The organism is Pseudomonas sp. EA_65y_Pfl2_P74 (genome assembly GCF_963970575.1).
Classification (GTDB): domain Bacteria; phylum Pseudomonadota; class Gammaproteobacteria; order Pseudomonadales; family Pseudomonadaceae; genus Aquipseudomonas; species Aquipseudomonas baetica_A.
This window is the reverse complement of the sequence record NZ_CAXAOQ010000005.1, coordinates 208,288-229,301: the sequence shown is the minus strand read 5'-3', so window position 1 is coordinate 229,301 and position 21,014 is coordinate 208,288. Positions and strand designations below refer to the sequence as shown.

General features: G+C 58.5%; 21 protein-coding genes. 14 read left to right on the top strand and 7 right to left on the bottom strand.

The window, feature by feature from the left end; all coding sequences use genetic code 11:
• The first annotated feature begins 550 nt into the window (after positions 1 to 550).
• Positions 551 to 916, top strand: a complete 366-nt coding sequence (locus AACY18_RS05855; protein WP_339464501.1) for a DUF6124 family protein — start codon at positions 551 to 553, stop codon at positions 914 to 916.
• Between the two features lie 164 nt (positions 917 to 1,080).
• Here AACY18_RS05855 and AACY18_RS05850 read toward each other — a convergent pair whose 3' ends face one another.
• On the bottom strand, positions 1,081 to 1,422 hold the full coding sequence (locus AACY18_RS05850) for a hypothetical protein (RefSeq protein WP_339430335.1): 342 nt from the start codon (positions 1,420 to 1,422) through the stop codon (positions 1,081 to 1,083).
• Between the two features lie 425 nt (positions 1,423 to 1,847).
• Between AACY18_RS05850 and mdcA the strand changes: the two genes are divergently transcribed.
• From mdcA to madM, 9 genes are all read left to right on the top strand, one after another.
• A complete protein-coding gene (gene mdcA, locus AACY18_RS05845) occupies positions 1,848 to 3,518 on the top strand; it encodes a malonate decarboxylase subunit alpha (RefSeq protein ID WP_339464500.1) in 1,671 nt (556 codons plus the stop codon).
• Positions 3,518 to 4,390, top strand: a complete 873-nt coding sequence (locus AACY18_RS05840) for a triphosphoribosyl-dephospho-CoA synthase (protein WP_339464499.1) — start codon at positions 3,518 to 3,520, stop codon at positions 4,388 to 4,390. The genes mdcA and AACY18_RS05840 overlap by 1 nt, the downstream gene beginning before the upstream one ends.
• The gene (locus AACY18_RS05835; RefSeq protein WP_003229075.1) at positions 4,390 to 4,689 is read left to right on the top strand and encodes a malonate decarboxylase subunit delta; all 300 of its coding nucleotides are present in this window, start codon (positions 4,390 to 4,392) and stop codon (positions 4,687 to 4,689) included. Before AACY18_RS05840 ends, AACY18_RS05835 begins: the two co-directional genes overlap by 1 nt.
• Entirely contained in the window at positions 4,682 to 5,533 is an 852-nt protein-coding gene (locus AACY18_RS05830; RefSeq protein WP_339464498.1) for a biotin-independent malonate decarboxylase subunit beta, read from the top strand. The genes AACY18_RS05835 and AACY18_RS05830 overlap by 8 nt, the downstream gene beginning before the upstream one ends.
• Positions 5,530 to 6,315: a biotin-independent malonate decarboxylase subunit gamma gene (gene mdcE / locus AACY18_RS05825; RefSeq protein WP_339464496.1), complete on the top strand. Its 786-nt coding sequence runs from the start codon at positions 5,530 to 5,532 to the stop codon at positions 6,313 to 6,315. Before AACY18_RS05830 ends, mdcE begins: the two co-directional genes overlap by 4 nt.
• Complete coding sequence (locus AACY18_RS05820; RefSeq protein ID WP_339430330.1) at positions 6,309 to 6,929, top strand: malonate decarboxylase holo-ACP synthase; 621 nt, start codon at positions 6,309 to 6,311, stop codon at positions 6,927 to 6,929. Before mdcE ends, AACY18_RS05820 begins: the two co-directional genes overlap by 7 nt.
• Complete coding sequence (gene mdcH / locus AACY18_RS05815) at positions 6,926 to 7,846, top strand: malonate decarboxylase subunit epsilon (RefSeq protein ID WP_339430329.1); 921 nt, start codon at positions 6,926 to 6,928, stop codon at positions 7,844 to 7,846. The genes AACY18_RS05820 and mdcH overlap by 4 nt, the downstream gene beginning before the upstream one ends.
• 65 nt (positions 7,847 to 7,911) lie before the next feature.
• Positions 7,912 to 8,304 (top strand): malonate transporter subunit MadL, encoded by a 393-nt coding sequence (gene madL, locus AACY18_RS05810; RefSeq protein ID WP_221732363.1) that lies wholly within the window; start codon positions 7,912 to 7,914, stop codon positions 8,302 to 8,304.
• 5 nt (positions 8,305 to 8,309) lie between these two features.
• Positions 8,310 to 9,074, top strand: a complete 765-nt coding sequence (madM, locus tag AACY18_RS05805) for a malonate transporter subunit MadM (protein WP_339430328.1) — start codon at positions 8,310 to 8,312, stop codon at positions 9,072 to 9,074.
• A 106-nt stretch (positions 9,075 to 9,180) separates the two neighbouring features.
• Here madM and AACY18_RS05800 read toward each other — a convergent pair whose 3' ends face one another.
• On the bottom strand, positions 9,181 to 10,095 hold the full coding sequence (locus AACY18_RS05800; protein ID WP_339464494.1) for a LysR family transcriptional regulator: 915 nt from the start codon (positions 10,093 to 10,095) through the stop codon (positions 9,181 to 9,183).
• Positions 10,096 to 10,236: 141 nt separating this feature from the next.
• On the opposite strand from AACY18_RS05800, the gene trhA reads away from it, so the two are divergent.
• A complete protein-coding gene (trhA, locus tag AACY18_RS05795; RefSeq protein WP_339430326.1) occupies positions 10,237 to 10,854 on the top strand; it encodes a PAQR family membrane homeostasis protein TrhA in 618 nt (205 codons plus the stop codon).
• A gap of 42 nt (positions 10,855 to 10,896) precedes the next feature.
• Here trhA and AACY18_RS05790 read toward each other — a convergent pair whose 3' ends face one another.
• Together AACY18_RS05790 and AACY18_RS05785 are read right to left on the bottom strand one after the other, a co-directional pair.
• Entirely contained in the window at positions 10,897 to 11,616 is a 720-nt protein-coding gene (locus AACY18_RS05790) for a 16S rRNA (uracil(1498)-N(3))-methyltransferase (protein ID WP_339430325.1), read from the bottom strand.
• A 153-nt stretch (positions 11,617 to 11,769) separates the two neighbouring features.
• Positions 11,770 to 13,176 carry an adenosylmethionine--8-amino-7-oxononanoate transaminase gene (locus tag AACY18_RS05785; RefSeq protein ID WP_339430324.1) on the bottom strand — a complete coding sequence of 469 codons (1,407 nt, stop codon included), beginning with the start codon at positions 13,174 to 13,176 and terminating at the stop codon, positions 11,770 to 11,772.
• A gap of 223 nt (positions 13,177 to 13,399) precedes the next feature.
• On the opposite strand from AACY18_RS05785, the gene AACY18_RS05780 reads away from it, so the two are divergent.
• On the top strand, positions 13,400 to 15,175 hold the full coding sequence (locus tag AACY18_RS05780) for a flavin monoamine oxidase family protein (protein WP_339464493.1): 1,776 nt from the start codon (positions 13,400 to 13,402) through the stop codon (positions 15,173 to 15,175).
• Positions 15,176 to 15,330: 155 nt separating this feature from the next.
• On the opposite strand, the gene AACY18_RS05775 is transcribed toward AACY18_RS05780, so the two are convergent.
• Together AACY18_RS05775 and AACY18_RS05770 are read right to left on the bottom strand one after the other, a co-directional pair.
• Entirely contained in the window at positions 15,331 to 15,483 is a 153-nt protein-coding gene (locus tag AACY18_RS05775; protein WP_339430322.1) for a hypothetical protein, read from the bottom strand.
• The gene (locus AACY18_RS05770) at positions 15,470 to 17,242 is read right to left on the bottom strand and encodes an anti-phage dCTP deaminase (protein WP_339464492.1); all 1,773 of its coding nucleotides are present in this window, start codon (positions 17,240 to 17,242) and stop codon (positions 15,470 to 15,472) included. Before AACY18_RS05770 ends, AACY18_RS05775 begins: the two co-directional genes overlap by 14 nt.
• Before the next feature lie 416 nt (positions 17,243 to 17,658).
• Here AACY18_RS05770 and AACY18_RS05765 point away from each other — a divergent pair, with 416 nt between their 5' ends.
• Complete coding sequence (locus AACY18_RS05765) at positions 17,659 to 18,210, top strand: cytochrome b (protein WP_339430320.1); 552 nt, start codon at positions 17,659 to 17,661, stop codon at positions 18,208 to 18,210.
• A 31-nt stretch (positions 18,211 to 18,241) separates the two neighbouring features.
• The gene (locus AACY18_RS05760) at positions 18,242 to 18,835 is read left to right on the top strand and encodes a YceI family protein (RefSeq protein ID WP_339430319.1); all 594 of its coding nucleotides are present in this window, start codon (positions 18,242 to 18,244) and stop codon (positions 18,833 to 18,835) included.
• Between the two features lie 154 nt (positions 18,836 to 18,989).
• Here AACY18_RS05760 and AACY18_RS05755 read toward each other — a convergent pair whose 3' ends face one another.
• On the bottom strand, positions 18,990 to 20,867 hold the full coding sequence (locus tag AACY18_RS05755) for a DEAD/DEAH box helicase (RefSeq protein WP_339430318.1): 1,878 nt from the start codon (positions 20,865 to 20,867) through the stop codon (positions 18,990 to 18,992).
• Positions 20,868 to 21,014 lie beyond the last annotated feature (147 nt).

Below are 21,014 nucleotides of genomic sequence, written 5' to 3'. Positions count from 1 at the left end.
GCCAGATGCATTCTTTATCGGCGCTTGGGTGAAAGGAGGAGGGTGAAATCTCCCACGGTCTGTACTGCGCTAACAGTCAGAATCGAGCCTTGTCCCTCCTCCTCCCTTCAAGTCCTACCATACAAGCGAGCTTGCTCGCGAAAGCGCCAGTCGCCACACCTCAATCCGACAGACAAATCCTCAATCTCTGTGCGCAATAAACGCCTTCCAGTCGCGTTGTTTAAAGACACTAGGTGTTACGGCTCCCTAGCCTACAAATCCTTGCGCCGCTGCCTACGCATGCACCAGAATCCGCCGGCTTGTGCGCCTTTGGCATGCTGCGTAACTTGATTCCGTCACTGATTTCCAGTGATCGGGTTTAGCAGCCCGTGGCTAATCTAAGGGTGCACATACATCATCGTCAGGCTCAGCGCCTGCATTCGATGGCGGCTGTGCGCAGGGCGCTTCGGCGCGCCGGCTTCCTTAGGTTCCCCGGTCTGCTAACCTGCGTTCAGCTGCCACCCCTTCTTTTAGCAGAGAAGCGGTTCCAGCTTTATTTCGGAACCTGAAGATGATTAAACCTACGCCTAACCCCCCGCTCACAGACCCGGCATCCCCCTACGAATCCCCCGATTCAAAGAAATTCCACGAAGCCGCCGAACGCGCCCTCGACCATTACCTCGGCCCGACCAACGCCGACCTGATGGCCACGCCTTACACCCCCAACACGCTGTACATGGCCAACCCCAATGCCGACACCGAATCCCTGCTGGCCGACGCCAGCGAAACCCTCGGCTCGGCTACGGTCATGCTCAACAACCATGCGGCAATGGTGGAAGGTACGCACCGCAAGACTGTGCAAGGTATTGCGCAGGTGGTGATGGTGGCGGAGATGGCTGTGAATCGTATTTTGGACAAGTTAGTGCCCACAGATTGATCCAGTTTTTTTCAATGATGTTGACTCGTCTTAATGATCGTTCCCATACATAGCATGAGGACGATCATCGGCGGACTGATCCAGCCTTCTTGTGATTTTTGTGCCTTAACTTAACGTGTGCAGCAGGCTAAGTCGGGTTTTAGTTGAGCTGCATGTTTGTGGCATTAGCAAGGGTTATACGTAAGTTTGCCATTGCAATTATTTAGCCCGGTTTCAAGAATCGTATATACCGAAACGCTTTCCTTGTTATATACCGTGTCATTGATTTCTCTCGAGTTGATACGATTCTCAATCTCGCGATGTGTGCTCGAGGCCAGGCAAGTAGCTTCTATCGTACAAATAGCAGCACCTCCAGCCTCATATTTTGTAAGGTTTGATAGTTTGCATGTCTGGGCAGCGCTTGTGGCATCCCATAGTTGCTTACATCCTGCATCGATTTCTGCAAATGCAACATGACTAACAAATGCCGATATTGTCGCCACAATTAAAACCTCAATTTTTTTCATTTCAAACGCTCCATTTTAGAGTTGCGTATGTTCCGATGCTGTAAAACCTTTTGCACGGACATCATTTCACATTTAAAACTTGCGTCCACCTGTCATGTATGACAGGTGTTAATAATGTTAAGAAATAAAAAAGCTGTAGCGCTATAAGAATTTGATCGTCTTGTTCTTGGGATGGTCTGAGGTAATCATTTTTTTGGGACTTTATTTAAAAGGCGTGAATCGCGTCTCAGACATGATTGTTTTAAAATTGAGCTCAATCTCCATAAGGCCGGACACTCAATATTGAATTTCTTGTCCTGTTTAATGCAACGTTGGGTCCAACCAGACCGTTACTTTGAGCGTAATGATTCATCGCCCAGCTTGATTGATGCCCACACTCCACACACCTACCTTAGCTCCACGACAGCGAACCCCGTGGAGTGAGCATGACAACAACAATTTCCCCCGACTCGCGCTGGACGCGGCGGCGCGATGAGAAGCAGCGCCGCCTCGACAAGGTGCGCGGGATGGCCGATGGTGCGGTGTTGCCCACCGACAAAATCGTCGCCGCGCTCGAAGCGTTGATTCATCCCGGCGACCGCGTGGTGCTGGAGGGCAATAACCAGAAGCAGGCGGATTTCCTCTCCCGTTCGCTGGCCAAAGCCGACCCGGAAAAGCTCCACGACCTGCACATGATCATGCCCAGCGTCGGCCGCTCCGAGCACCTCGACCTGTTCGAACGCGGCATCGCCCGTAAGCTCGATTTCTCCTTCGCCGGCACGCAGAGTCTGCGCATCAGCCAGTTGCTCGAAGACGGCTTACTGGAAATCGGCGCCATTCACACCTACATCGAACTCTATGCACGGCTGGTGGTGGACCTGATCCCCAATGTCGTGCTCTCGGCCGGGTTCATGGCCGACCGCGCCGGCAACATCTACACCGGCCCCAGCACCGAAGACACTCCAGCGTTGATCGAACCCGCCGCGTTCAGCGACGGCATCGTCATCGTCCAGGTCAACCAATTGGTCGACGACGTCAGCGAACTCCCGCGTGTGGACATCCCCGCCTCATGGGTCGACTTCGTCGTAGTGGCCGACAAGCCGTTCTACATCGAACCGCTATTCACCCGCGACCCACGCCATATCAAGCCTGTGCATGTGTTGATGGCGATGATGGCGATCCGTGGCATCTACGAAAAACACAACGTGCAGTCGCTCAATCACGGCATCGGTTTCAACACCGCCGCCATCGAGTTGATCCTGCCGACCTACGGCGAATCCCTCGGCCTCAAAGGCAAGATCTGCCGCAACTGGACGCTCAACCCGCACCCGACGCTGATCCCGGCGATCGAGAGCGGCTGGGTCGAAAGCGTGCATTGCTTCGGCACCGAACTGGGCATGGAAAATTACATCGCCGCGCGACCAGATGTGTTTTTCACCGGCCGCGACGGCTCGCTGCGTTCCAACCGGATGTTCTGCCAACTGGCCGGGCAGTACGCGGTGGATCTGTTTATCGGCGCGACGTTGCAGGTCGATGGCGATGGTCATTCTTCGACAGTGACCCGTGGTCGCCTCGCCGGTTTCGGCGGTGCGCCGAACATGGGCCACGACCCGCGTGGTCGCCGTCACGGCACCCCGGCGTGGCTGGACATGCGCCACGACGATTCGCAGCAGCCGATGCTCGAACGCGGCAAGAAACTCGTGGTGCAAATGGTCGAGACCTTCCAGGAGGGCGGCAAACCGACCTTCGTCGAAACCCTCGACGCGGTGGAAGTGGCGAAGAAAAGCGGCATGCCGCTGGCGCCAATCATGATCTACGGCGACGACGTCACCCACTTGCTGACCGAGGAAGGCATCGCCTACCTGTACAAGGCGCGTTCGCTGGAAGAGCGCCAAGCGATGATCGCTGCGGTCGCAGGCGTCACCGCCATCGGCCTGCGCCACAACCCCAAAGACACCGAACGCATGCGCCGCGAAGGCCTGATCGCCTTGCCCGAAGACCTCGGCATCCGCCGCACTGACGCCACCCGCGAATTGCTCGCGGCGAAAAGCGTCGCCGATCTGGTCGAGTGGTCCGGCGGCCTCTACAACCCGCCCGCCAAGTTCAGGAGCTGGTAATGCACGCACTCAACCTGCAAGCGAAACCGCTTTCTCTGGCCGAGCACCTGGCGGATCTGGCGGTGGATGCGCTGATCGACGAAGCCGATCTGTCGCCGAAACCGGCGCTGGTCGACCGTCGCGGCAATGGCGCGCACACCGATTTACACCTGGGCCTGATGCACGCGTCGGCGCTGTCGTTGTGGCCGGCGTTCAAGGAGATGGCTGAGGCCGCCATTGAAATTGGCGAGATCAATCCGACGTTGCGTGAAAGCATTGGCCGCATCGGCCGTGAAGGCGAGCAAGCCATGCTCGCCACCACCCACGGCGTGAACACCCATCGCGGCGCGATCTGGGCCTTGGGCCTGATCGTCACGGCGGCTGCACTGGAAACGAGATCCAGCAGCGCCAGTGCTATCTCTGTGCGCGCCGCACGTCTGGCGTTGCTCGACGACCGCTACGCACCGCGCCCGCTCAGCCACGGCGCGCAAGTCGCGTTGCGCTACGGCGCCCGCGGTGCCCGCGAAGAAGCGCAACTCGGCTTCCCGGCCGTGCTGCAACGTGGCCTGCCGCATCTGAAAAAAAGCCGCGCCCATGGCCACGGCGAACAGAACGCCCGACTCGACGCCTTGCTCGCGATCATGACCGACCTGGCCGACACCTGCGTGCTCTATCGCGCCGGCGAACAAGGCCTGCAAACCATGCAACAGGGTGCGCAAGCGGTGCTCGACGCCGGAGGCAGCGCCAGCCTCAACGGTCGCCGTTGCCTGCACGAACTGGATCAACAACTCATCGCATTGAATGCCTCGCCCGGTGGCGCCGCCGACTTGCTCGCCGCCACGCTGTTGCTCGACCGTATCGAGCACGACGGCATCTTTCAGGGAGCGTTTTGATGGAAACCCTATCGTTTGAATTCCCCGCCGGGCAGCCGCCACGCGGGCGTGCGCTGGTCGGTTGTGTCGGCTCGGGTGATCTGGAAGTGCTGATCGAACCGGGGTTGGCCGGCAAGCTGACGATCAATGTGCAGACCTCGGTCAACGGCGCGCAGCAGCGCTGGCAGCATTTGTTTGCGCGGATGTTCGACGGCACCACGCCACCGGCGATGGCCATCGATATCCACGATTTCGGCGCGACACCGGGTGTGGTGCGCTTGCGTCTGGAACAAGGTTTCGAGGAGATCGGCCATGACTGACAGCGCAGCGCTTCTCAACAAGCACAGCTTCGTCGAACTCGGCGCGCGGCAACGGGCGAAAGCCTTGCTCGACGCCGGCACCTTTCGCGAATTGCTCGACCCGTTTCAACGCGTCATGTCGCCGTGGCTCGAACGCCAAGGCGTGGTGCCGCAGGCCGACGACGGCGTGGTGATCGCCAAGGGCAACCTCGACGGTTTGCCGGTGGTGATTGCCGCCATCGAAGGCGCTTTCCAGGGCGGCAGCCTTGGCGAAGTCGGCGGGGCAAAGATCGCTGGCGCGCTGGAACTGGCCGCCGAAGACAACCGCAAAGGCCTCCCGACCCGCGCCATCCTGCTGCTGGAAACCGGCGGCGTACGCTTGCAGGAAGCCAATCTCGGCTTGGCGGCGATTGCCGACATTCACGCGGCGATTGTCGATTTGCAGCAGTACCAACCGGTGGTGGGCGTGGTGGCGGGCAGCGTCGGCTGCTTCGGCGGCATGTCGATTGCGGCTGCGCTGTGCAGCTATTTGCTGGTGACTCAGGAAGCGCGCCTTGGTTTGAACGGCCCGCAAGTGATCGAACAGGAAGCCGGGATCGAAGAATACGATTCCCGCGACCGGCCGTTTATCTGGAGCCTGGCCGGGGGCGAGCAACGCTTTGCCAGTGGTCTGGTGGATCGCTATGTCGGCGATGATGTGGCGCAGATTCGTCAGCAGGTCGGCGAGTTGTTGCAGCAAGGCTTGCCGGCGCAACCGCGCAGTCAAAGGGCCGAGTGGTTCCTGCAACGTCTGGCTAGCCTGGACACTGACACGCAAATCGAGCCTTCGGTGGTTCGCGATCTGTATCAAGGAGAGCGCTCATGAGTGGTTATTCATTGCGCGGTTTGAACTGGTTCAACGCCTTGTGCGCCGGAGCGAAAACCGTCGAAGGTTTGCCGGCGTCACTGCGGGTGGCGGACACGGCGCTCGGTCGCTTGCTGGCCGTGGTCGCTGACCCGGACAACCGTTTCCCTCGCGCTCGCGATGGCGAAGTCGGCTTGCTGGAAGGCTGGGGTCTGGCCAAGGCTGTCGATGACGCGATCAGCGCCGACCGTGAGCAAACGCACAAGCGTGCGTTGATCGCCATCGTCGATGTGCCGAGCCAGGCTTACGGTCGTCGCGAGGAAGCCCTCGGCATTCATCAAGCGCTGGCCGGTGCGGCAGACAGCTATGCCCGCGCACGTTTGGCCGGGCACCCGGTGATTGCATTGCTGGTGGGCAAAGCCATGTCCGGTGCGTTTCTGGCCCATGGTTATCAGGCCAACCGTTTGATCGCCCTGCGTGATCCCGGGGTGATGGTGCATGCGATGGGCAAAGCCTCGGCGGCGCGGGTGACCTTGCGCAGCGTCGAAGAACTCGAAGCATTGGCCGCCAGTGTGCCGCCGATGGCCTATGACATCGACAGCTACGCCAGCCTCGGATTGCTCTGGGAAACCCTGTCGGTGCAACAGATCGAACAGCCGACAGCGCAGGATCTGGCGCGGGTCACTGAGTGCCTGACCCACGCCATCAGCGATATCTCCAACACGGGGCTGAGCAATCGTCTGGGCGCGAAGAATCGTGCCGCGTCCAGCCGCGTGCGGGAACTGTTGAGGGCGCAGTGGTGAACACACCTCTGGCCCACGATCTGCTCTGGGGCATGACCCCGGCGCAATTGCCCGCGGATGCGCCGGGTTGGGCTATCGAGTCGCTCAGCGCCGGGCAACCGGTGGTGGTGCGCCGGGCCTTGAGCGCTGAGGGTTTTGTCGCGGTGGGTGTGCGCGGTGTCTCGCGTGAGCAGCGCTTGGCGGCGTTCATGGCGGTCGATTCGATGGTCTGTCGGGTCAGCCCCGAGGCGCTGAGTCATGTCGACAGTGAGCGTGATCTGCCCGTCATGCGCGCCCTCAAGCAGTTGCGCCCGATGCTCGATGACTGCGGTTGGGTCTGGGGTGTCAGCGGCAGTGCCGGGTTTGAACTGGCCAGCGGCTTTGCCGCGATGCACGAGGGCAGCGATCTCGATTTGATCCTGCGCACACCGCACCTGATTACCCGTAATCAGGCACGCAAACTGGTGGCGCTTTTCGATCAATCCTCATGCCGGGTCGATATGCAATTGCAGACGCCGTTCGGCGCGGTGGCGCTGCGTGAGTGGGCGGGCGCTTCGGCTCATGTGCTGCTGAAAAACGCGCATCAGGCCTGCCTGGTTTCTGATCCATGGAATCCGCAGGAGCAGGCGGCGTGAGCAGTTTGCTGGTGTTTCCCGGCCAGGGCGCGCAACAACCGGGCATGCTCCAGCGTTTGCCTGGGGAGACGCTGACCGAGGCCAGCGACGTGCTCGGCGAGGATGTGTTGTTGCTCGATTCTGCCGACGCGTTGCGCCGCACAAGGGCGGTTCAACTGTGCCTGCTGATCGCCGGGGTCGCGGCGTCGCGGCAGTTGCTGCGTGAAGGCCTCACGGCCGATTACGTCGCCGGTCTGTCCATCGGTGCTTACCCGGCAGCCGTGGTGGCGGGGGCTTTGCGCTTCAGCGATGCGTTGCATCTGGTCAGCCTGCGCGGTGAGTTGATGCAGCAGGCTTATCCACAGGGCTTTGGCATGACCGCGATCATCGGTCTGCAATTATCCACAGTCGAAACGTTGCTGGCGCAGGTTCACGGCGAGGAGTCGCCGGTTTATCTGGCCAACATCAATGCCGATAACCAGGTGGTCATTGCCGGCAGTGATGAGGCGATGCACGCGGTCGCTGAATTGGCGCGCAGCCGTGGCGCAGGACTGGCGAAACGGTTGGCGGTGAGCGTGCCGTCGCATTGTCCGTTGCTGGATGAGCCCGCGCAGAGACTGGCAGAGGCCTTCGCCAGCGTTGAGCTGAAAAACCCGAAAATCGCCTACCTGAGCGGCAGTCGCGCTCGACCGGTGGTCAAGGTCCAAGCCTTGCGTGACGACCTCGCGTTCAACATGTGCCGCGTGGTGGATTGGCGCGGCACCGTACAAAGCGCTTACGAACGCGGCGTGCGGCTACAGATCGAACTGCCGCCCGGTGCGGTGCTGACCGGGCTGGCGCGCCGGGTGTTTGAGCAGGGCACGGTCACTGCGTTTGACAGTGCTCGCCTGGACACCTTGCAGGCGCTGTTGCGTGAGGAGGGAAGCCGCCAACTCTAAGACCGCCGACTCAAGCTTCGAACAACAAAAACAACATTCGACGATGCAATTTGAGGACTACAACAATGATTATTTACGGTGTGGCGTTTCTGGCGTTTTGTACCCTGGCGGGTATCTGGATCGGTGAAATGCTGGGCAAGTTGATCGGCGTGCCGGCCAATGTCGGCGGCGTCGGTATTGCGATGCTGCTGTTGATCGGTCTGGGCAGTTACCTCAACAAATCCGGTTGGTTCAAGGGCAAGACCGAGCAGGGTGTGGAGTTCTGGAGCGCGATCTACATTCCGATCGTGGTGGCGATGGCGGCCCAGCAAAATGTTTATGGCGCGCTGAAGGGCGGGCCGATGGCGATTCTGGCGGGAACGCTGGCGGTGGTCATTGCCTTTGCCATGGTGCCCGTGCTGGTACGCCTTGGTAACAAGGAACCGGCCGCCGTCATTCCACCCAAGACTGTGGGGTAAGCGCCATGTACGAATCATTGATGAAAGTCATCACCGGTTACGGTCTGATCAGCGGGTTCCTGATTGTCGGCCTGACCATGTGGGTGTCCTACTGGATGTCCAACACCTTCACCAAGGGCCGCTTGCACGGTTCGGCCATCGCCATTTTGCTCGGGCTGTTGCTGTCGTATATCGGTGGTGCGGTGACCGGGGGCCAGAAAGGCGTGGTGGATATTCCGATGCTCTCGGGCATCGGCTTGCTCGGCGGGGCGATGCTGCGTGATTTCGCAATCGTCGCCACAGCGTTCGGCGTGAGTGTCGATGAACTCAAACGTGCCGGATTTGTTGGGGTGCTGGCGCTGTTTGTCGGCGTTGGCACGTCCTTCATCGCAGGCGTCGGCGTGGCGATGGCGTTCGGTTACACCGATGCCGTGAGCCTGACCACCATTGGCGCAGGGGCGGTGACTTACATCGTCGGCCCGGTGACCGGTGCCGCCATTGGCGCCACTTCCGAAGTCATGGCGCTGTCGATTGCGGCAGGGCTGATCAAGGCGATTCTGGTGATGGTGATGACGCCGTTCGTGGCGCCGATGATTGGCCTGAACAGCCCTCGCAGTGCGGTGATCTTTGGCGGGTTGATGGGCACGTCCAGCGGCGTGGCCGGCGGCTTGGCGGCGACGGATCCGAAGCTGGTGCCTTATGGTTGCCTCACCGCCGCGTTCTATACCGCGCTGGGGTGTTTGCTCGGGCCTTCGGTGTTGTTTTTGCTGATGCGTGGGTTGATGGGTTAAGACAGCCTGCTGTCGGGTCTGACGCCTTCGCGAGCAAGCCCGCCTCTACATGGGGAATGCGTTTTCCTGTGGGAGGGGGCTTGCCCGCGAAGGACGCGACTCGGTTTCAGACCTGCCGATTGGCATACATTCGACACTCCGCCAACAACGCCAGCAGATTCGGATCGCGCTCCTTGGCCTTCAAAAACACCACGCCAATGTGCTGCTGCAACCGGTACTTCTCCTGCAACGGGATGAGCTTCACCCGGTTCTCGTACACCGCTGCAATCCTCCCCGGCAGCAACGCATACCCCACACCGGAACTGACCATGCTCAGCAGGGTGAAGATGTCATTGACCTGCATCGCCACTTTCGGCTCGAAGCCTGCCTGTTTGAACACCCGATTGCCGTCCTGATGCGTGGCGAAGCCTTGGGTCAGGGTGATGAAGGTTTCGTTGCGCACCTCTGCCAGATCGACTTCACTGCGCTGGGCAAACGTTGAATCGGCCGGCGTCGCGAGGAAGATGTCATCGCAGAACAGCGCAATCTGCTCGCAGTCCGGGTCGTTGATGCTGTCGTCCAGTGACACCAGAATCGCGTCGACTTCCATGTTTTTCAGCTTGTAGAGCAGGTCGATGTTGGAACCCAGAATCAAATCGATGTTGAGTTCACTGCGGCGGATCTTCAGGCCCATGATCAGTTGCGGCACGGTCTTGACCGTCAGCGAATACAGCGAGCCGAGCTTGAAGCGTTCGGCAGAGAACCCGGCAGCCTCGCGGGTCAGGCGCACGCTTTCGACCACGTCCTGGATCAGCTTCTGCGCGCGCTCTTCCAGCACATAAGCGCTTTCCAGCGGTGTCAGGTTGCGTCCTTCGTGTTTGAACAGCGGGCAGCGCAGGGCGCTTTCCAGTGAATGAATGGCGCGATGCACGCTGACGTTACTGGTTTGCAACTCGGCAGCGGCACGGGCCAGATTGCCGGTGCGCATGAAGGCGAGGAACACCTCGAGTTTTTTCAGGGTCAACTCTTCGTCGATCAGCATGGCGCGGACTCTTTTTGGTATCGGCCGATTGTGCCCAATTACCACGACCTGCGCAGGCTCGTGTTTAACAGAAACATTGCGCTTTTACGCTCAAGGCCCGAGCCTTGCGCGCTGCGGTAATGAATTTGAGGTGAGCGACACATGTATCACGGGGAACGATTGAACGCCTGGACCCATCTGGTCGGGGCGGTGGCGGCTTTTATCGGCGGGGTCTGGATGCTGGTGATCGCCAGCCTCGACGGCAGTCCTTGGAAGATTGTCAGTGTGGCGATTTACGCCTTGACCTTGCTGGTGCTGTACAGCGCTTCAACCGTGTACCACAGCGTGCGCGGGCGCAAGAAAGCGATCATGAAGAAGGTCGATCACTTTTCGATCTACCTGTTGATTGCCGGCAGCTACACGCCGTTCTGTCTGGTGACGCTGCGCGGGCCGTGGGGCTGGACGCTGTTCGGGATTGTCTGGGGGCTGGCGCTGATCGGCATTTTGCAAGAGATCAAGCCGCGCTCCGAAGCGCGGATTCTGTCGATCGTGATCTACGCGGTAATGGGCTGGATTGTGCTGGTGGCGGTCAAGCCGTTGCTGGCGGCGCTGGGCACCACCGGTTTTGCCTGGCTGGCCACGGGCGGGGTCTTGTACACCGTGGGGATTATCTTTTTTGCCCTCGACCATCGGTTGCGCCACGCCCACGGGATCTGGCATCTGTTCGTGATCGCCGGGAGTCTGCTGCATTTTGTGGCGATTCTGTTTTACGTCCTGTAGACGCAATCGTCGTGGGAGGGAGCAAGCCCCCTCCCATAAGGGTTAGAAATCACCCCAAAGTTGCTGGGCCACCGCCAGTGCCACCACCGGTGCGGTCTCGGTGCGCAGCACTCGCGGGCCGAGGCGCGCAGCGTGAAAACCATTGCCCTTGGCCAACTCGACCTCGGCATCGGACAAACCACCCTCAGGGCCAATCAGGAACGCCAGCGTCGCAGGTTTTGCATGGCTCACCAGCGGCTCGGCCACCGGATGCAAAACCAGTTTCAGGTCTGCCTGCGTCTGCTTCAGCCAATCGGCCAGCAACACGGGCGGATGAATCACCGGCACCCGCGAACGACCACACTGTTCACACGCACTGATTGCAACCTGACGCCAGTGCATCAGGCGTTTGTCCGCGCGTTCGTCCTTGAGTCGCACTTCACAGCGCTCGCTGAAGATCGGGGTGATTTCAGTGACACCCAGCTCGGTGGCCTTCTGAATCGCCCAGTCCATCCGCTCACCGCGGGACAGGCCCTGGCCGAGATGAATCTGTAGCGGCGATTCAACCTGACCGGGCAACTGTTCGTCGATCTGCACCACGACGCGCTTCTTGCCGACGTCCACCAAGGAACCGCGAAACTCATGGCCGGAGCCGTCGAACATCTGCACCGCATCGCCTTCGGCCATGCGCAGCACGCGGCTGATGTAATGCGCCTGGGCTTCCGGCAGTTCGTGTTCGCCAGTGCTCAGCGGGGCGTCGATAAAGAAGCGGGACAGTCTCATGTCGGATCTCTGGAAAAATGTGAATCAGGTGGATCGGTGTCGATTTCATTCGCGAGCAAGCCCGCTCCCACAGGGAAATGCATTCCAAAATGTGGGAGCGGGCTTGCTCGCGAAAGCGGCAGTCCAAACACCGCAAATCTAAAGCAAACCGAATCAGCCCGGATCACGGAAGCCGGGATGGAAATCCTTCGGCACCGCCACGCTGACGCTGTCACGCGTCGCGATGTCGATGCCTTCGCTGGCGACCTCGGCGAGGAAGTCGATCTGCTCCGGGGTAATCACGTACGGCGGCAGGAAATACACCACGCTGCCCAGCGGACGCAGCAATGCGCCACGCTCCAGCGCATGCTGGAACACCTTCAAGCCGCGCCGTTCCTGCCAAGGGTAGGCCTCTTTGGTGGCTTTATCCTTGACCATCTCGATGGCCAGCACCATGCCGGTCTGGCGCACTTCGGACACGTTCGGGTGATCGACCAGATGCGCGGTGGCCGAAGCCATGCGCTGGGCGAGGGCCTTGTTGTTTTCGATCACGTTGTCCTGCTCGAAGATATCCAGCGTCGCCAGCGCTGCCGCACAGGCCAGCGGGTTGCCGGTATAGCTGTGCGAGTGGAGGAAGGCGCGCAGGGTTGGATAGTCGTCGTAGAAGGCGCTGTAGACGTCATCGGTGGTCACGCACGCCGCCAGCGGCAGGTAGCCGCCGGTCAGGGCCTTGGACAGGCAGAGGAAATCCGGACGGATGCCGGCCTGTTCACAGGCGAACATCGTCCCGGTGCGGCCGAAGCCGACAGCGATTTCGTCGTGGATCAGGTGCACGCCATAGCGGTCGCAGGCTTCGCGCAGCAGCTTGAGGTATATCGGGTGATACATGCGCATGCCGCCAGCGCCCTGAATCAACGGTTCAACGATCACTGCCGCGACACTGGCATGGTGCTCGGCCAGCGTCTGTTCCATCGCCGCGAACAGGTTGCGCGAGTGTTCTTCCCAACTCATGCCTTGCGGGCGCAGGTAGCAGTCCGGGCTTGGCACCTTGATGGTGTCCAACAACAGGGCTTTGTAAGTCTCGGTAAACAGCGGTACGTCGCCGACCGACATCGCGGCCATGGTTTCGCCGTGGTAGCTGTTGGTCAGGGTGACAAAGCGCTTCTTGTTCGGTTGGCCGCGGTTGAGCCAGTAGTGAAAGCTCATTTTCAGCGCGACTTCGATGCAGGACGAACCGTTATCGGCGTAGAACACCCGGTTCAGGCCTTCGGGCGTCATCTTCACCAGACGCTCTGACAACTCGATCACCGGTTGATGGCTGAAACCGGCCAGAATCACATGTTCAAGCTGATCGACCTGATCCTTGATGCGTTGGTTGATGCGCGGGTTGGCGTGGCCGAACACGTTGACCCACCAGGAGCTGACGGCATCGAGGTAGCGCTTGCCTTCGAAGTCTTCCAGCCAGACGCCTTCACCGCGCTTGATCGGGATCAGCGGCAGTTGTTCGTGGTCTTTCATCTGGGTGCAGGGATGCCACAGCACTGCGAGGTCGCGTTGCATCCACTGGTTATTCAGGCCCATTTACAGTCTCCTCGAGGCGGCTCGCGTCAGGCGCGGGCAAACAATCGCGCAAGCCTATGCAATGCATCGCGCGGGAACAACCCATTGTGTCGATTGAGCTACTTTGTATGAGCCGATAGACGTCGCTGGCGGCGCTTTGATGGCTAACGTATTCTTCGCGGTTCTTTGGGTCGTCTGACCCGCAAAACTGCTTTTTCCTACGTGTATTTCCGGAGTTCGCTGAATGTCTGTCGGTTGGCTGCGCGCCTGTGCGCTGGTGATGTTGGGGCTGTTCAGCGTTACAGCGCTGGCCAAGGATAAAACTGCAATCGTGATCGGCGGCGGCCTGTCGGGTCTGACTGCCGCCTACGAGCTGCAAAACAAGGGCTGGCAGGTGACGTTGCTGGAAGCCAAGCCAAGCCTGGGCGGCCGTTCGGGCATGGCCACCAGCGAGTGGATCGGCAACGACAAGACTCAGCCGGTGCTGAACAAGTACGTCTCGACGTTCAAGTTGAGCACCACGCCGGCGCCGGAATTCGTGCGCACGCCGGGTTATCTGATCGACGGTGAGTATTTCTCCGCCGCTGATCTGGCGACCAAGCAACCGGCCACTGCCGAGGCGATTAAACGCTATCAGAAAACCCTCGACGATCTGGCGCGCTCGATTGACGATCCGCAGAACCCGGCGGCCACCAACACGCTGCACGCACTGGACCAAATCAACGTGTCGAGCTGGCTCGACAAGCAGAACCTGCCGGCCACTGCGCGTCAGTTGATCAACCAGGACATCCGCACCCACTACGACGAACCCTCGCGTCTGTCGCTGCTGTACTTCGCCCAGCAGAACCGCGTTTATCGCGGTGTCTCGGACCGTGACCTGCGCGCCGCGCGTCTGGTTGGCGGCAGCCAGGTGCTGGCCCAGGCTTTCGTCAAACAGATCAAGGTCATCAAGACCAACTCGCCGGTGTCGGCCATCAGCCAGGACAAGGACGGTGTGACCGTCAAAGTCGGCGCTGTGGGTTATCAGGCTGATTACGTGGTGCTGGCCGTGCCGCTGCGCGCCTTGAACAAGATTCAGATGACGCCGGCACTCGACGCTCAGCACCTGGCGGCGATCAAGGGCACCAACTACGGCTGGCGCGACCAGATCATGCTCAAGTTCAAGACGCCCGTGTGGGAAAGCAAGGCGCGCATGTCCGGCGAGATCTACAGCAACACAGGTCTGGGCATGTTGTGGATCGAGCCGGCGTTGAAGGGCGGCGCCAACGTGGTGATCAACCTGTCCGGCGACAATGCTCGCGTGATGCAAGCGTTCGGCGACAAGCAGGTGGTCGATCAGGTGCTGATTCGTCTGCACGCGTTTTATCCACAGGCCCGTGGTTCGTTCACCGGTTATGAGATCCGCCGCTACAGCATCGACCCGTCGATGGGCGGCGCCTACCTGGCCTTCGGTCCAGGCCAGATCAGCAAGTTCTGGCGCCTGTGGGAACGCCCGCTGCAACGCATAGCGTTTGCTGGCGAACACACCGACACCTTGTACCCGGGCACGCTGGAAGGCGCACTGCGCACCGGTCAGCGTGCGGCCAGTCAGGTTGAAGATCTGGCGGCAGGCAAATCGTTCGAACCGGCCAAAGTGGTTCCGGCCGCTGCAGCGGCAGGCGCAGCAGGTGCTGTGGCGGCGAAGAAGGGCAACTTCTTCAGCAACCTGTTTGGCGGCTCCGATGACGAGAAGAAGCCAGCGCCAGCCAAGGCCCCGGAACCGGCTCCAGCCCCCGTGGCTCCAGCGCCAACGCCGGCACCTGCGCCAGCTCCGGTGCAAGCGCCGAAGCCTGCTGTTGCGGTAAAAGCTGAGCCAGCGAAGAAAGCGGCGACCAAGCCGGCTGCGAAGAAGCCTGCGGCCAAAACCCAAGCCAAAAAACCTGCGGTCAAGCCTGCAGCGAAAAAGACTGAGCCGGCGAAGAAACCAGTGGCAAAACCTGCCGCCAAGCCTGCTGCAACGACCGAAACCAAGGCGCAGTAAGGCCTTGCGGTAAACAAAAAAGCGCGGCTCTGATGCCGCGCTTTTTATTGGATTGAAACCATGTTTCTATATTCGATGCGGCTATTATTTATATATCAATTATTGCAGTCGGCTCAGTTGTAGGTGCGACCGATAACTCTTATGTTTCGAGCGTATCAACGTTTTTCTTTTTGCTGTGATGGTGTTGAAGCTGCATTGTTATGCTGCGGAGATGCCTTAAGTGCTTCTTGCTTCCAGGACGGCCATTGCTCAACAGTGCGACGAGACTCCGCTAAATGGTTGAGAAAGTCTTCTTTAGTTGGTGTCATTTTGGCTTCCCTCTAGGTACTTTGATAAAAGGTTTGCGGCTATCGTTTCGCGTTCAATGTACGAGCAAGGTAGCATTTGGGTTCGTAATTTAGCATCGTGCTCGCTCCAGTCAAGAGATTGTCCATCGTCAGACTTCCTGATGACAGGATAGCCGCTACCTAGGTTGGTAGAGAATAGATTGAAAAAACTCCTAGGCCCAACTCCGATGAAGGGAGCAAATACGACATTGTCGCTTTGCTGATTTAGTGATATGGAGTCGGAATGAAAGTCCAAGGCTTTGCTCTTCGGGTAAGGTTCAACATATATTACTCTTCTTATTCCGGAGGCGACTATGTGCTTGGCGCAATTGTGGCACGGGAAAGTTGTGCAGTATAAGTCACTGCCAGAGGTGCTGATCCCTAGTCGTGCACTCGAAAGCAACGCTTCCATTTCGGCATGAACGACCCTGCCATATTCCGTAATGTCTTTGATTTTGCTTTTTTTAATGAGGGGGCGAAGCTCTTCACGATACTCCATCGGAATCACCTTCAGAATGCTGTCGATTATCAGCCTTTTTTGAGTGGCATTGGAGTCCTCTCCCTTCATATAATCGCGACCATCTTTTGCGTCTACGATTTCCTGTGTGCTTTCATCTATTTCTGGCCAATATAGTCCGCCGTGTGCTTTTGGTACATCGTTAGCTCCCGTGGAAACTATACATTTATCCTTTGTCAGTACCGCGCCAACTTGTCGGGATAAATCAGCTGATCTCAGCGATGCCGAAAATGCCATGAACATGGCATATTCATCAAATGTTGGCGTTATATAGGGCTTCCCGAAAAGTAAATCAAAAACTCTCCAGATTTGCTTCTTTAGCGAATCTGAGTTTCCGTTATAGTTAATAAAGAAATCTGAAAGATGGTACGTGTCTCGGGTATGCTGGCCATAATCGTCTCGTTCGTCTGCGTCTCTATCGATCAACTTTGACGCCTGCTCCTCGGAAATTGATTTGTCTTTAGTCAGATAATTATGTCTCCTTGTGTGATCGGCATGCACACCAATCAGGAAAAATCCATTTGAGTAAATTTTTCGAAGCCTCTGCACTTCAGCCGGGTTCTTCAAAGAGTTGATAATAAAGGACTTCCTGCGAAATGCTTCCTGCTCTTTTCGAAGTAAATTGATTCTTGCAGCAGCACCTAGTGCCAGTATTGAATTGTCCTTGCTGTTTTTTCTTAGGTTGTTTCCTTCTTCCATGTAAGCAGTAATTCTTCCATACTCGTCTGAGCTGGGAGATGGATTTCCCAGGTTTGAAATTATGTCGGTAGAGATTTTGATACGATCAGCGGTATAGTTGAATTTAAGTAGGCGCTCCTCTATTAATCCTGCGACTTCGGCGAGGTTGGTTCCAATCGTGCCGACTAGGCCGATCACTAGTTCTGAGTCGGAATAAGAATCGTCAAGAAAATAAGTGTCTGGCCCTCGAGAGTCTGCTGAAAGTTCTGCTACAGCAGCCTCTGTTTCAGTGGTGATTTCTCCGGTTTCAGAAATTTCTTCGTGTGCCTGATGATTCAGTAAATCCTCTATCAGCGATTTTAGTTGCTCTGAGGAATTCTGGTCTCCTTGGAAGGTAATGTTTCCCGTCGACGGGTACCAATTCATTATTCCTCTATTGTTGGCTCTGAACTGATGTTGATTTTGGTTGACAGTCCTCCACTCGCCTGCATTTTGCAGTGACAATAATTTTATTTTTAACTCGTCGAATTCGCCGTCAAATCGCATCCCTTATCCCTGTACTGATATTGAACTGGCATCCGGCTACTTGCCGCAGATTCCGGTTCTTGATCATTGGGAGGGTAGTAGACGACTAGTGAGCGGTCTAGCCGCGGCGACAAGGGCAATATTTTTTGCCATTTTTGGCTATAAAAGACGATGTCCTCTAAGCGTCAACCTACACAAAACAAGGTTGATTCCTAATTTTTTGTGGAGATTTCCGACACTGAATCAGTTCTGAGAATGCTTTCTGTGTCAGAATTTTTTCCTGTCGGGATAGGATTGAGGTTTTTGGTTAATTTTTCCTTAACGCGGAGGCCAGAAGCTCTTGATCGTATTTCTCGATATTTCAAAGCGAAATTTTCCGCTTTAATTCGATAGATAACTCGCTAGTCTTGGTTCGCAGTTCTCACAGGATTTGGGCAATGCCGCTACGTAACTCTTCTTCGCGCTATGGTTGGGTCAGCATCTTCATGCACTGGGGCGTGGCGCTGGTGGTCTTTGGACTGTTCGCGCTGGGCTTGTGGATGGTTGGGCTGGATTACTACAGCACCTGGCGCAAAGACGCGCCGGACCTGCACAAGAGCATCGGTCTGGTGCTGCTGGGTGTGATGGTGTTGCGGGTGCTGTGGCGCTTTATCAGCCCACCGCCGCCGACGCTGCAAAGCTACAGCCGCATGACCCGCATCGGCGCTAAATTCGGCCACGGGTTTCTGTACCTGGCGTTGTTCGCTGTGATGATTGCCGGTTACCTGATTTCCACCGCAGACGGTGTCGGGATCCCGGTGTTTGGCCTGTTTGAAGTTCCTGCACTGCTCTCCGGGCTACCGGATCAGGCAGATACCGCTGGGGTGATTCATCTCTGGCTGGCGTGGGTGGTGGTAATTTTTTCCGGCCTCCATGCGTTGGCAGCATTGAAGCACCACTTTATTGATCGTGATGCGACCCTCACTCGAATGCTCGGTCGCAAAGCCTGAAGCTCAACCTCGACTCAAAGGAAAAGAAAGCATGTTGAAAAAGACTCTGGCCGCTCTGGCAATCGGTTCTGCCGTGCTGTCCGCCAACGTAATGGCCGCTGACTACATCGTCGACAAGGAAGGCCAACACGCCTTCGTTGACTTCAAGATCAGTCACCTGGGTTACAGCTACATCACCGGTACGTTCAAAGACATCGACGGCAAGTTCAGCTTTGATGCTGCCAAGCCTGAAGCGAGCAAAATCGAATTCAACGTGCGCACCGCCAGCGTATTTACCAACCACGCCGAACGCGATAAGCACATCGCCAGCAAAGACTTCCTGGACGTGGGCAAATTCGCTGACGCCAAGTTCGTCTCCACCAGCGTCAAGTCCACTGGCAAGAACGCCGCGGGCAAAGACACGGCTGACGTGACCGGCGACCTGACTCTGCACGGCGTGACCAAGCCAATCGTGGTCAAGGCTGTGTTCCTGGGTGAAGGCAAGGATCCATGGGGCGGCTACCGTGCCGGCTTCGAAGGCACCACCAGCATCAAGCGTTCCGATTTCGGCAAGATGATGGATCTGGGCCCACAGTCCGACAACGTCGACCTGTACATCTCGTTTGAAGGTGTGAAAGCGAAGTAACTTTCGCCCGCTACACAAAAACGCCCCCGGTCGTAAGATCGGGGGCGTTTTTTATTGTCTGCATCTCACCACGGTTCCCACAGGAGAATGTAGGCGCAGCATAAAAAATGCCCCGTCTCTTTCGAGCCAGGGCATTTTTCATGGCAGCGTTAACTCAGCGGTTGCGGGTCAGCAACGCTGGTTTTTCGCCACGCGGGCGGCTTGGCAGTTGATCGAGTTGCTCAGGCGTCGGGAAGCGGTCGGCTTTCGATTCCTTGTGCATGATCTTCGGGCCATTGCTGCGCGGGTTCTGCACAGCCGGTTCGGTGCGTGGCTGATCGTCACGGGCCGGACGGCGGTTGCGAGAGGAGGACGACGAGGATTCGTCACGACGACCCTGGCCATCACGCGGAGCGCCGTTGCGCGGGCCGTTGCGTTTGCCCGGCGGAGTACCGGTGCTCGAACCGTTGCTGTTGCGCGGGCCGTTCTGACGACCTTGCGACTGACCGCCGCGTGGTGCGCCCGAACCTGCGCCCTGAGCCGGCGCGCCTGGACGACGGCCACGGCCGCCGGCAGGGGCTGGCTTGGGTACGTAATCAACGCGGTTACCGAAGTTATCGATATCGTCGTCAAGAAATTCGTCCGGTGCACGGTCAGCGGCCGCGCGTGGTGGCTGGCTTGGACGTTGTTCGCGGGACGCACTGCCTTCGCGTGGTTTCTGCTGACGGGCAGGGCGCTCGCCACGTTCGCCGGCGGGCTTGTCTTTGCCCTTGTCTTTGCCTTTGTCTTTACGACCGCCGCCGCCACCGCCGCCATTCGGGCCGTCACCGCGTGGGCCGCGAGGGTTGCGTGGATTGCGCACGTCCGGACGTTCACGTACTTCAGGCTTCTCGGCCTCGATGGTGCTGGAATCGAAGCCCATCAGGTCGCCATCGGCGATTTTCTGCTTGGTCATGCGTTCGATGCTTTTGAGCAGCTTTTCTTCGTCCGGAGCAACCAGCGAGATCGCCTCGCCCGAACGGCCGGCACGGCCAGTACGGCCAATACGGTGAACGTAATCTTCATCAACGTTCGGCAGTTCGAAGTTGACGACGTGTGGCAACTGGTCGATGTCCAGACCGCGAGCGGCGATGTCGGTGGCCACCAGGATGCGTACTTCGCCAGCCTTGAAGTCGGCCAGGGCTTTGGTGCGGGCGTTCTGGCTCTTGTTACCGTGGATCGCCACAGCCGGCAGGCCATGCTTGTCCAGGTATTCTGCCAAACGGTTGGCGCCGTGCTTGGTGCGGGTGAACACCAGCACCTGTTCCCAGGCGCCTGCGGTGATCAGGTGCGCCAACAACGCACGCTTGTGACTGGCCGGCAGGCGGAACACGCGTTGCTCGATGCGCTCGACCGTGGTGTTCGGCGGTGTCACTTCGATGCGTTCCGGGTTGTGCAGCAGCTTGCCGGCAAGGTCGGTGATGTCTTTGGAGAACGTCGCCGAGAACAGCAGGTTCTGGCGCTTGGCCGGCAGACGCGCGAGGACTTTCTTCACGTCGTGGACAAAGCCCATGTCGAGCATGCGGTCGGCTTCGTCGAGGACGAGGATTTCAACGTGGGACAGATCGACGCTGCCTTGGCCGGCGAGATCGAGCAGGCGACCCGGGCAGGCGACGAGGACGTCGACACCACGGGACATGGCTTGAACCTGCGGGTTCATGCCGACGCCGCCGAAGATGCAGGCGCTGACGAATTTCAGGTCACGGGCGTAGATCTTGAAGCTCTCGTGAACCTGGGCCGCGAGTTCGCGGGTCGGGGTCAGAACCAATACACGTGGCTGGCGCGGGCCGTGACGCTGGGATTTGTCCGGGTGGCCGTTGGGGAACAGGCGCTCCAGGATCGGCAGGGCGAAGCCGCCGGTTTTACCAGTACCTGTCTGTGCCGCAACCATCAGGTCGCGACCTTGCAACACGGCGGGAATGGCCCGCTGTTGCACCGGAGTAGGCTCGGTATAGCCCGCATCGTTGATGGCGCGGACTAAAGCCTCGGAGAGACCGAGGGAAGCAAAGGACATGAGTAATCCTGTTTTAGTTAGGGCTTGGCCCAATGGGAGTCTTGCCTGGCGCGAATGACGTTTAAGAGGACGCAATCCCGTCCGGTCCTGCTGCGGTTCCGAAGGCACGTCTGGAGCGCTCGCGCGGGCTGGAAAGCTGCGCTGTAG

Bases quoted from the DNA above. Each gene is read 5' to 3' on its own strand.
- AACY18_RS05855 (WP_339464501.1), top strand. From the start codon at position 551: ATGATTAAACCTACGCCTAACCCCCCGCTCACAGACCCGGCATCCCCC.
- AACY18_RS05850 (WP_339430335.1), bottom strand. From the start codon at position 1,422: ATGAAAAAAATTGAGGTTTTAATTGTGGCGACAATATCGGCATTTGTT.
- mdcA (WP_339464500.1), top strand. From the start codon at position 1,848: ATGACAACAACAATTTCCCCCGACTCGCGCTGGACGCGGCGGCGCGAT.
- AACY18_RS05840 (WP_339464499.1), top strand. From the start codon at position 3,518: ATGCACGCACTCAACCTGCAAGCGAAACCGCTTTCTCTGGCCGAGCAC.
- AACY18_RS05835 (WP_003229075.1), top strand. From the start codon at position 4,390: ATGGAAACCCTATCGTTTGAATTCCCCGCCGGGCAGCCGCCACGCGGG.
- AACY18_RS05830 (WP_339464498.1), top strand. From the start codon at position 4,682: ATGACTGACAGCGCAGCGCTTCTCAACAAGCACAGCTTCGTCGAACTC.
- mdcE (WP_339464496.1), top strand. From the start codon at position 5,530: ATGAGTGGTTATTCATTGCGCGGTTTGAACTGGTTCAACGCCTTGTGC.
- madL (WP_221732363.1), top strand. From the start codon at position 7,912: ATGATTATTTACGGTGTGGCGTTTCTGGCGTTTTGTACCCTGGCGGGT.
- madM (WP_339430328.1), top strand. From the start codon at position 8,310: ATGTACGAATCATTGATGAAAGTCATCACCGGTTACGGTCTGATCAGC.
- AACY18_RS05800 (WP_339464494.1), bottom strand. From the start codon at position 10,095: ATGCTGATCGACGAAGAGTTGACCCTGAAAAAACTCGAGGTGTTCCTC.
- trhA (WP_339430326.1), top strand. From the start codon at position 10,237: ATGTATCACGGGGAACGATTGAACGCCTGGACCCATCTGGTCGGGGCG.
- AACY18_RS05790 (WP_339430325.1), bottom strand. From the start codon at position 11,616: ATGAGACTGTCCCGCTTCTTTATCGACGCCCCGCTGAGCACTGGCGAA.
- AACY18_RS05785 (WP_339430324.1), bottom strand. From the start codon at position 13,176: ATGGGCCTGAATAACCAGTGGATGCAACGCGACCTCGCAGTGCTGTGG.
- AACY18_RS05780 (WP_339464493.1), top strand. From the start codon at position 13,400: ATGTCTGTCGGTTGGCTGCGCGCCTGTGCGCTGGTGATGTTGGGGCTG.
- AACY18_RS05775 (WP_339430322.1), bottom strand. From the start codon at position 15,483: ATGACACCAACTAAAGAAGACTTTCTCAACCATTTAGCGGAGTCTCGT.
- AACY18_RS05770 (WP_339464492.1), bottom strand. From the start codon at position 17,242: ATGCGATTTGACGGCGAATTCGACGAGTTAAAAATAAAATTATTGTCA.
- AACY18_RS05765 (WP_339430320.1), top strand. From the start codon at position 17,659: ATGCCGCTACGTAACTCTTCTTCGCGCTATGGTTGGGTCAGCATCTTC.
- AACY18_RS05760 (WP_339430319.1), top strand. From the start codon at position 18,242: ATGTTGAAAAAGACTCTGGCCGCTCTGGCAATCGGTTCTGCCGTGCTG.
- AACY18_RS05755 (WP_339430318.1), bottom strand. From the start codon at position 20,867: ATGTCCTTTGCTTCCCTCGGTCTCTCCGAGGCTTTAGTCCGCGCCATC.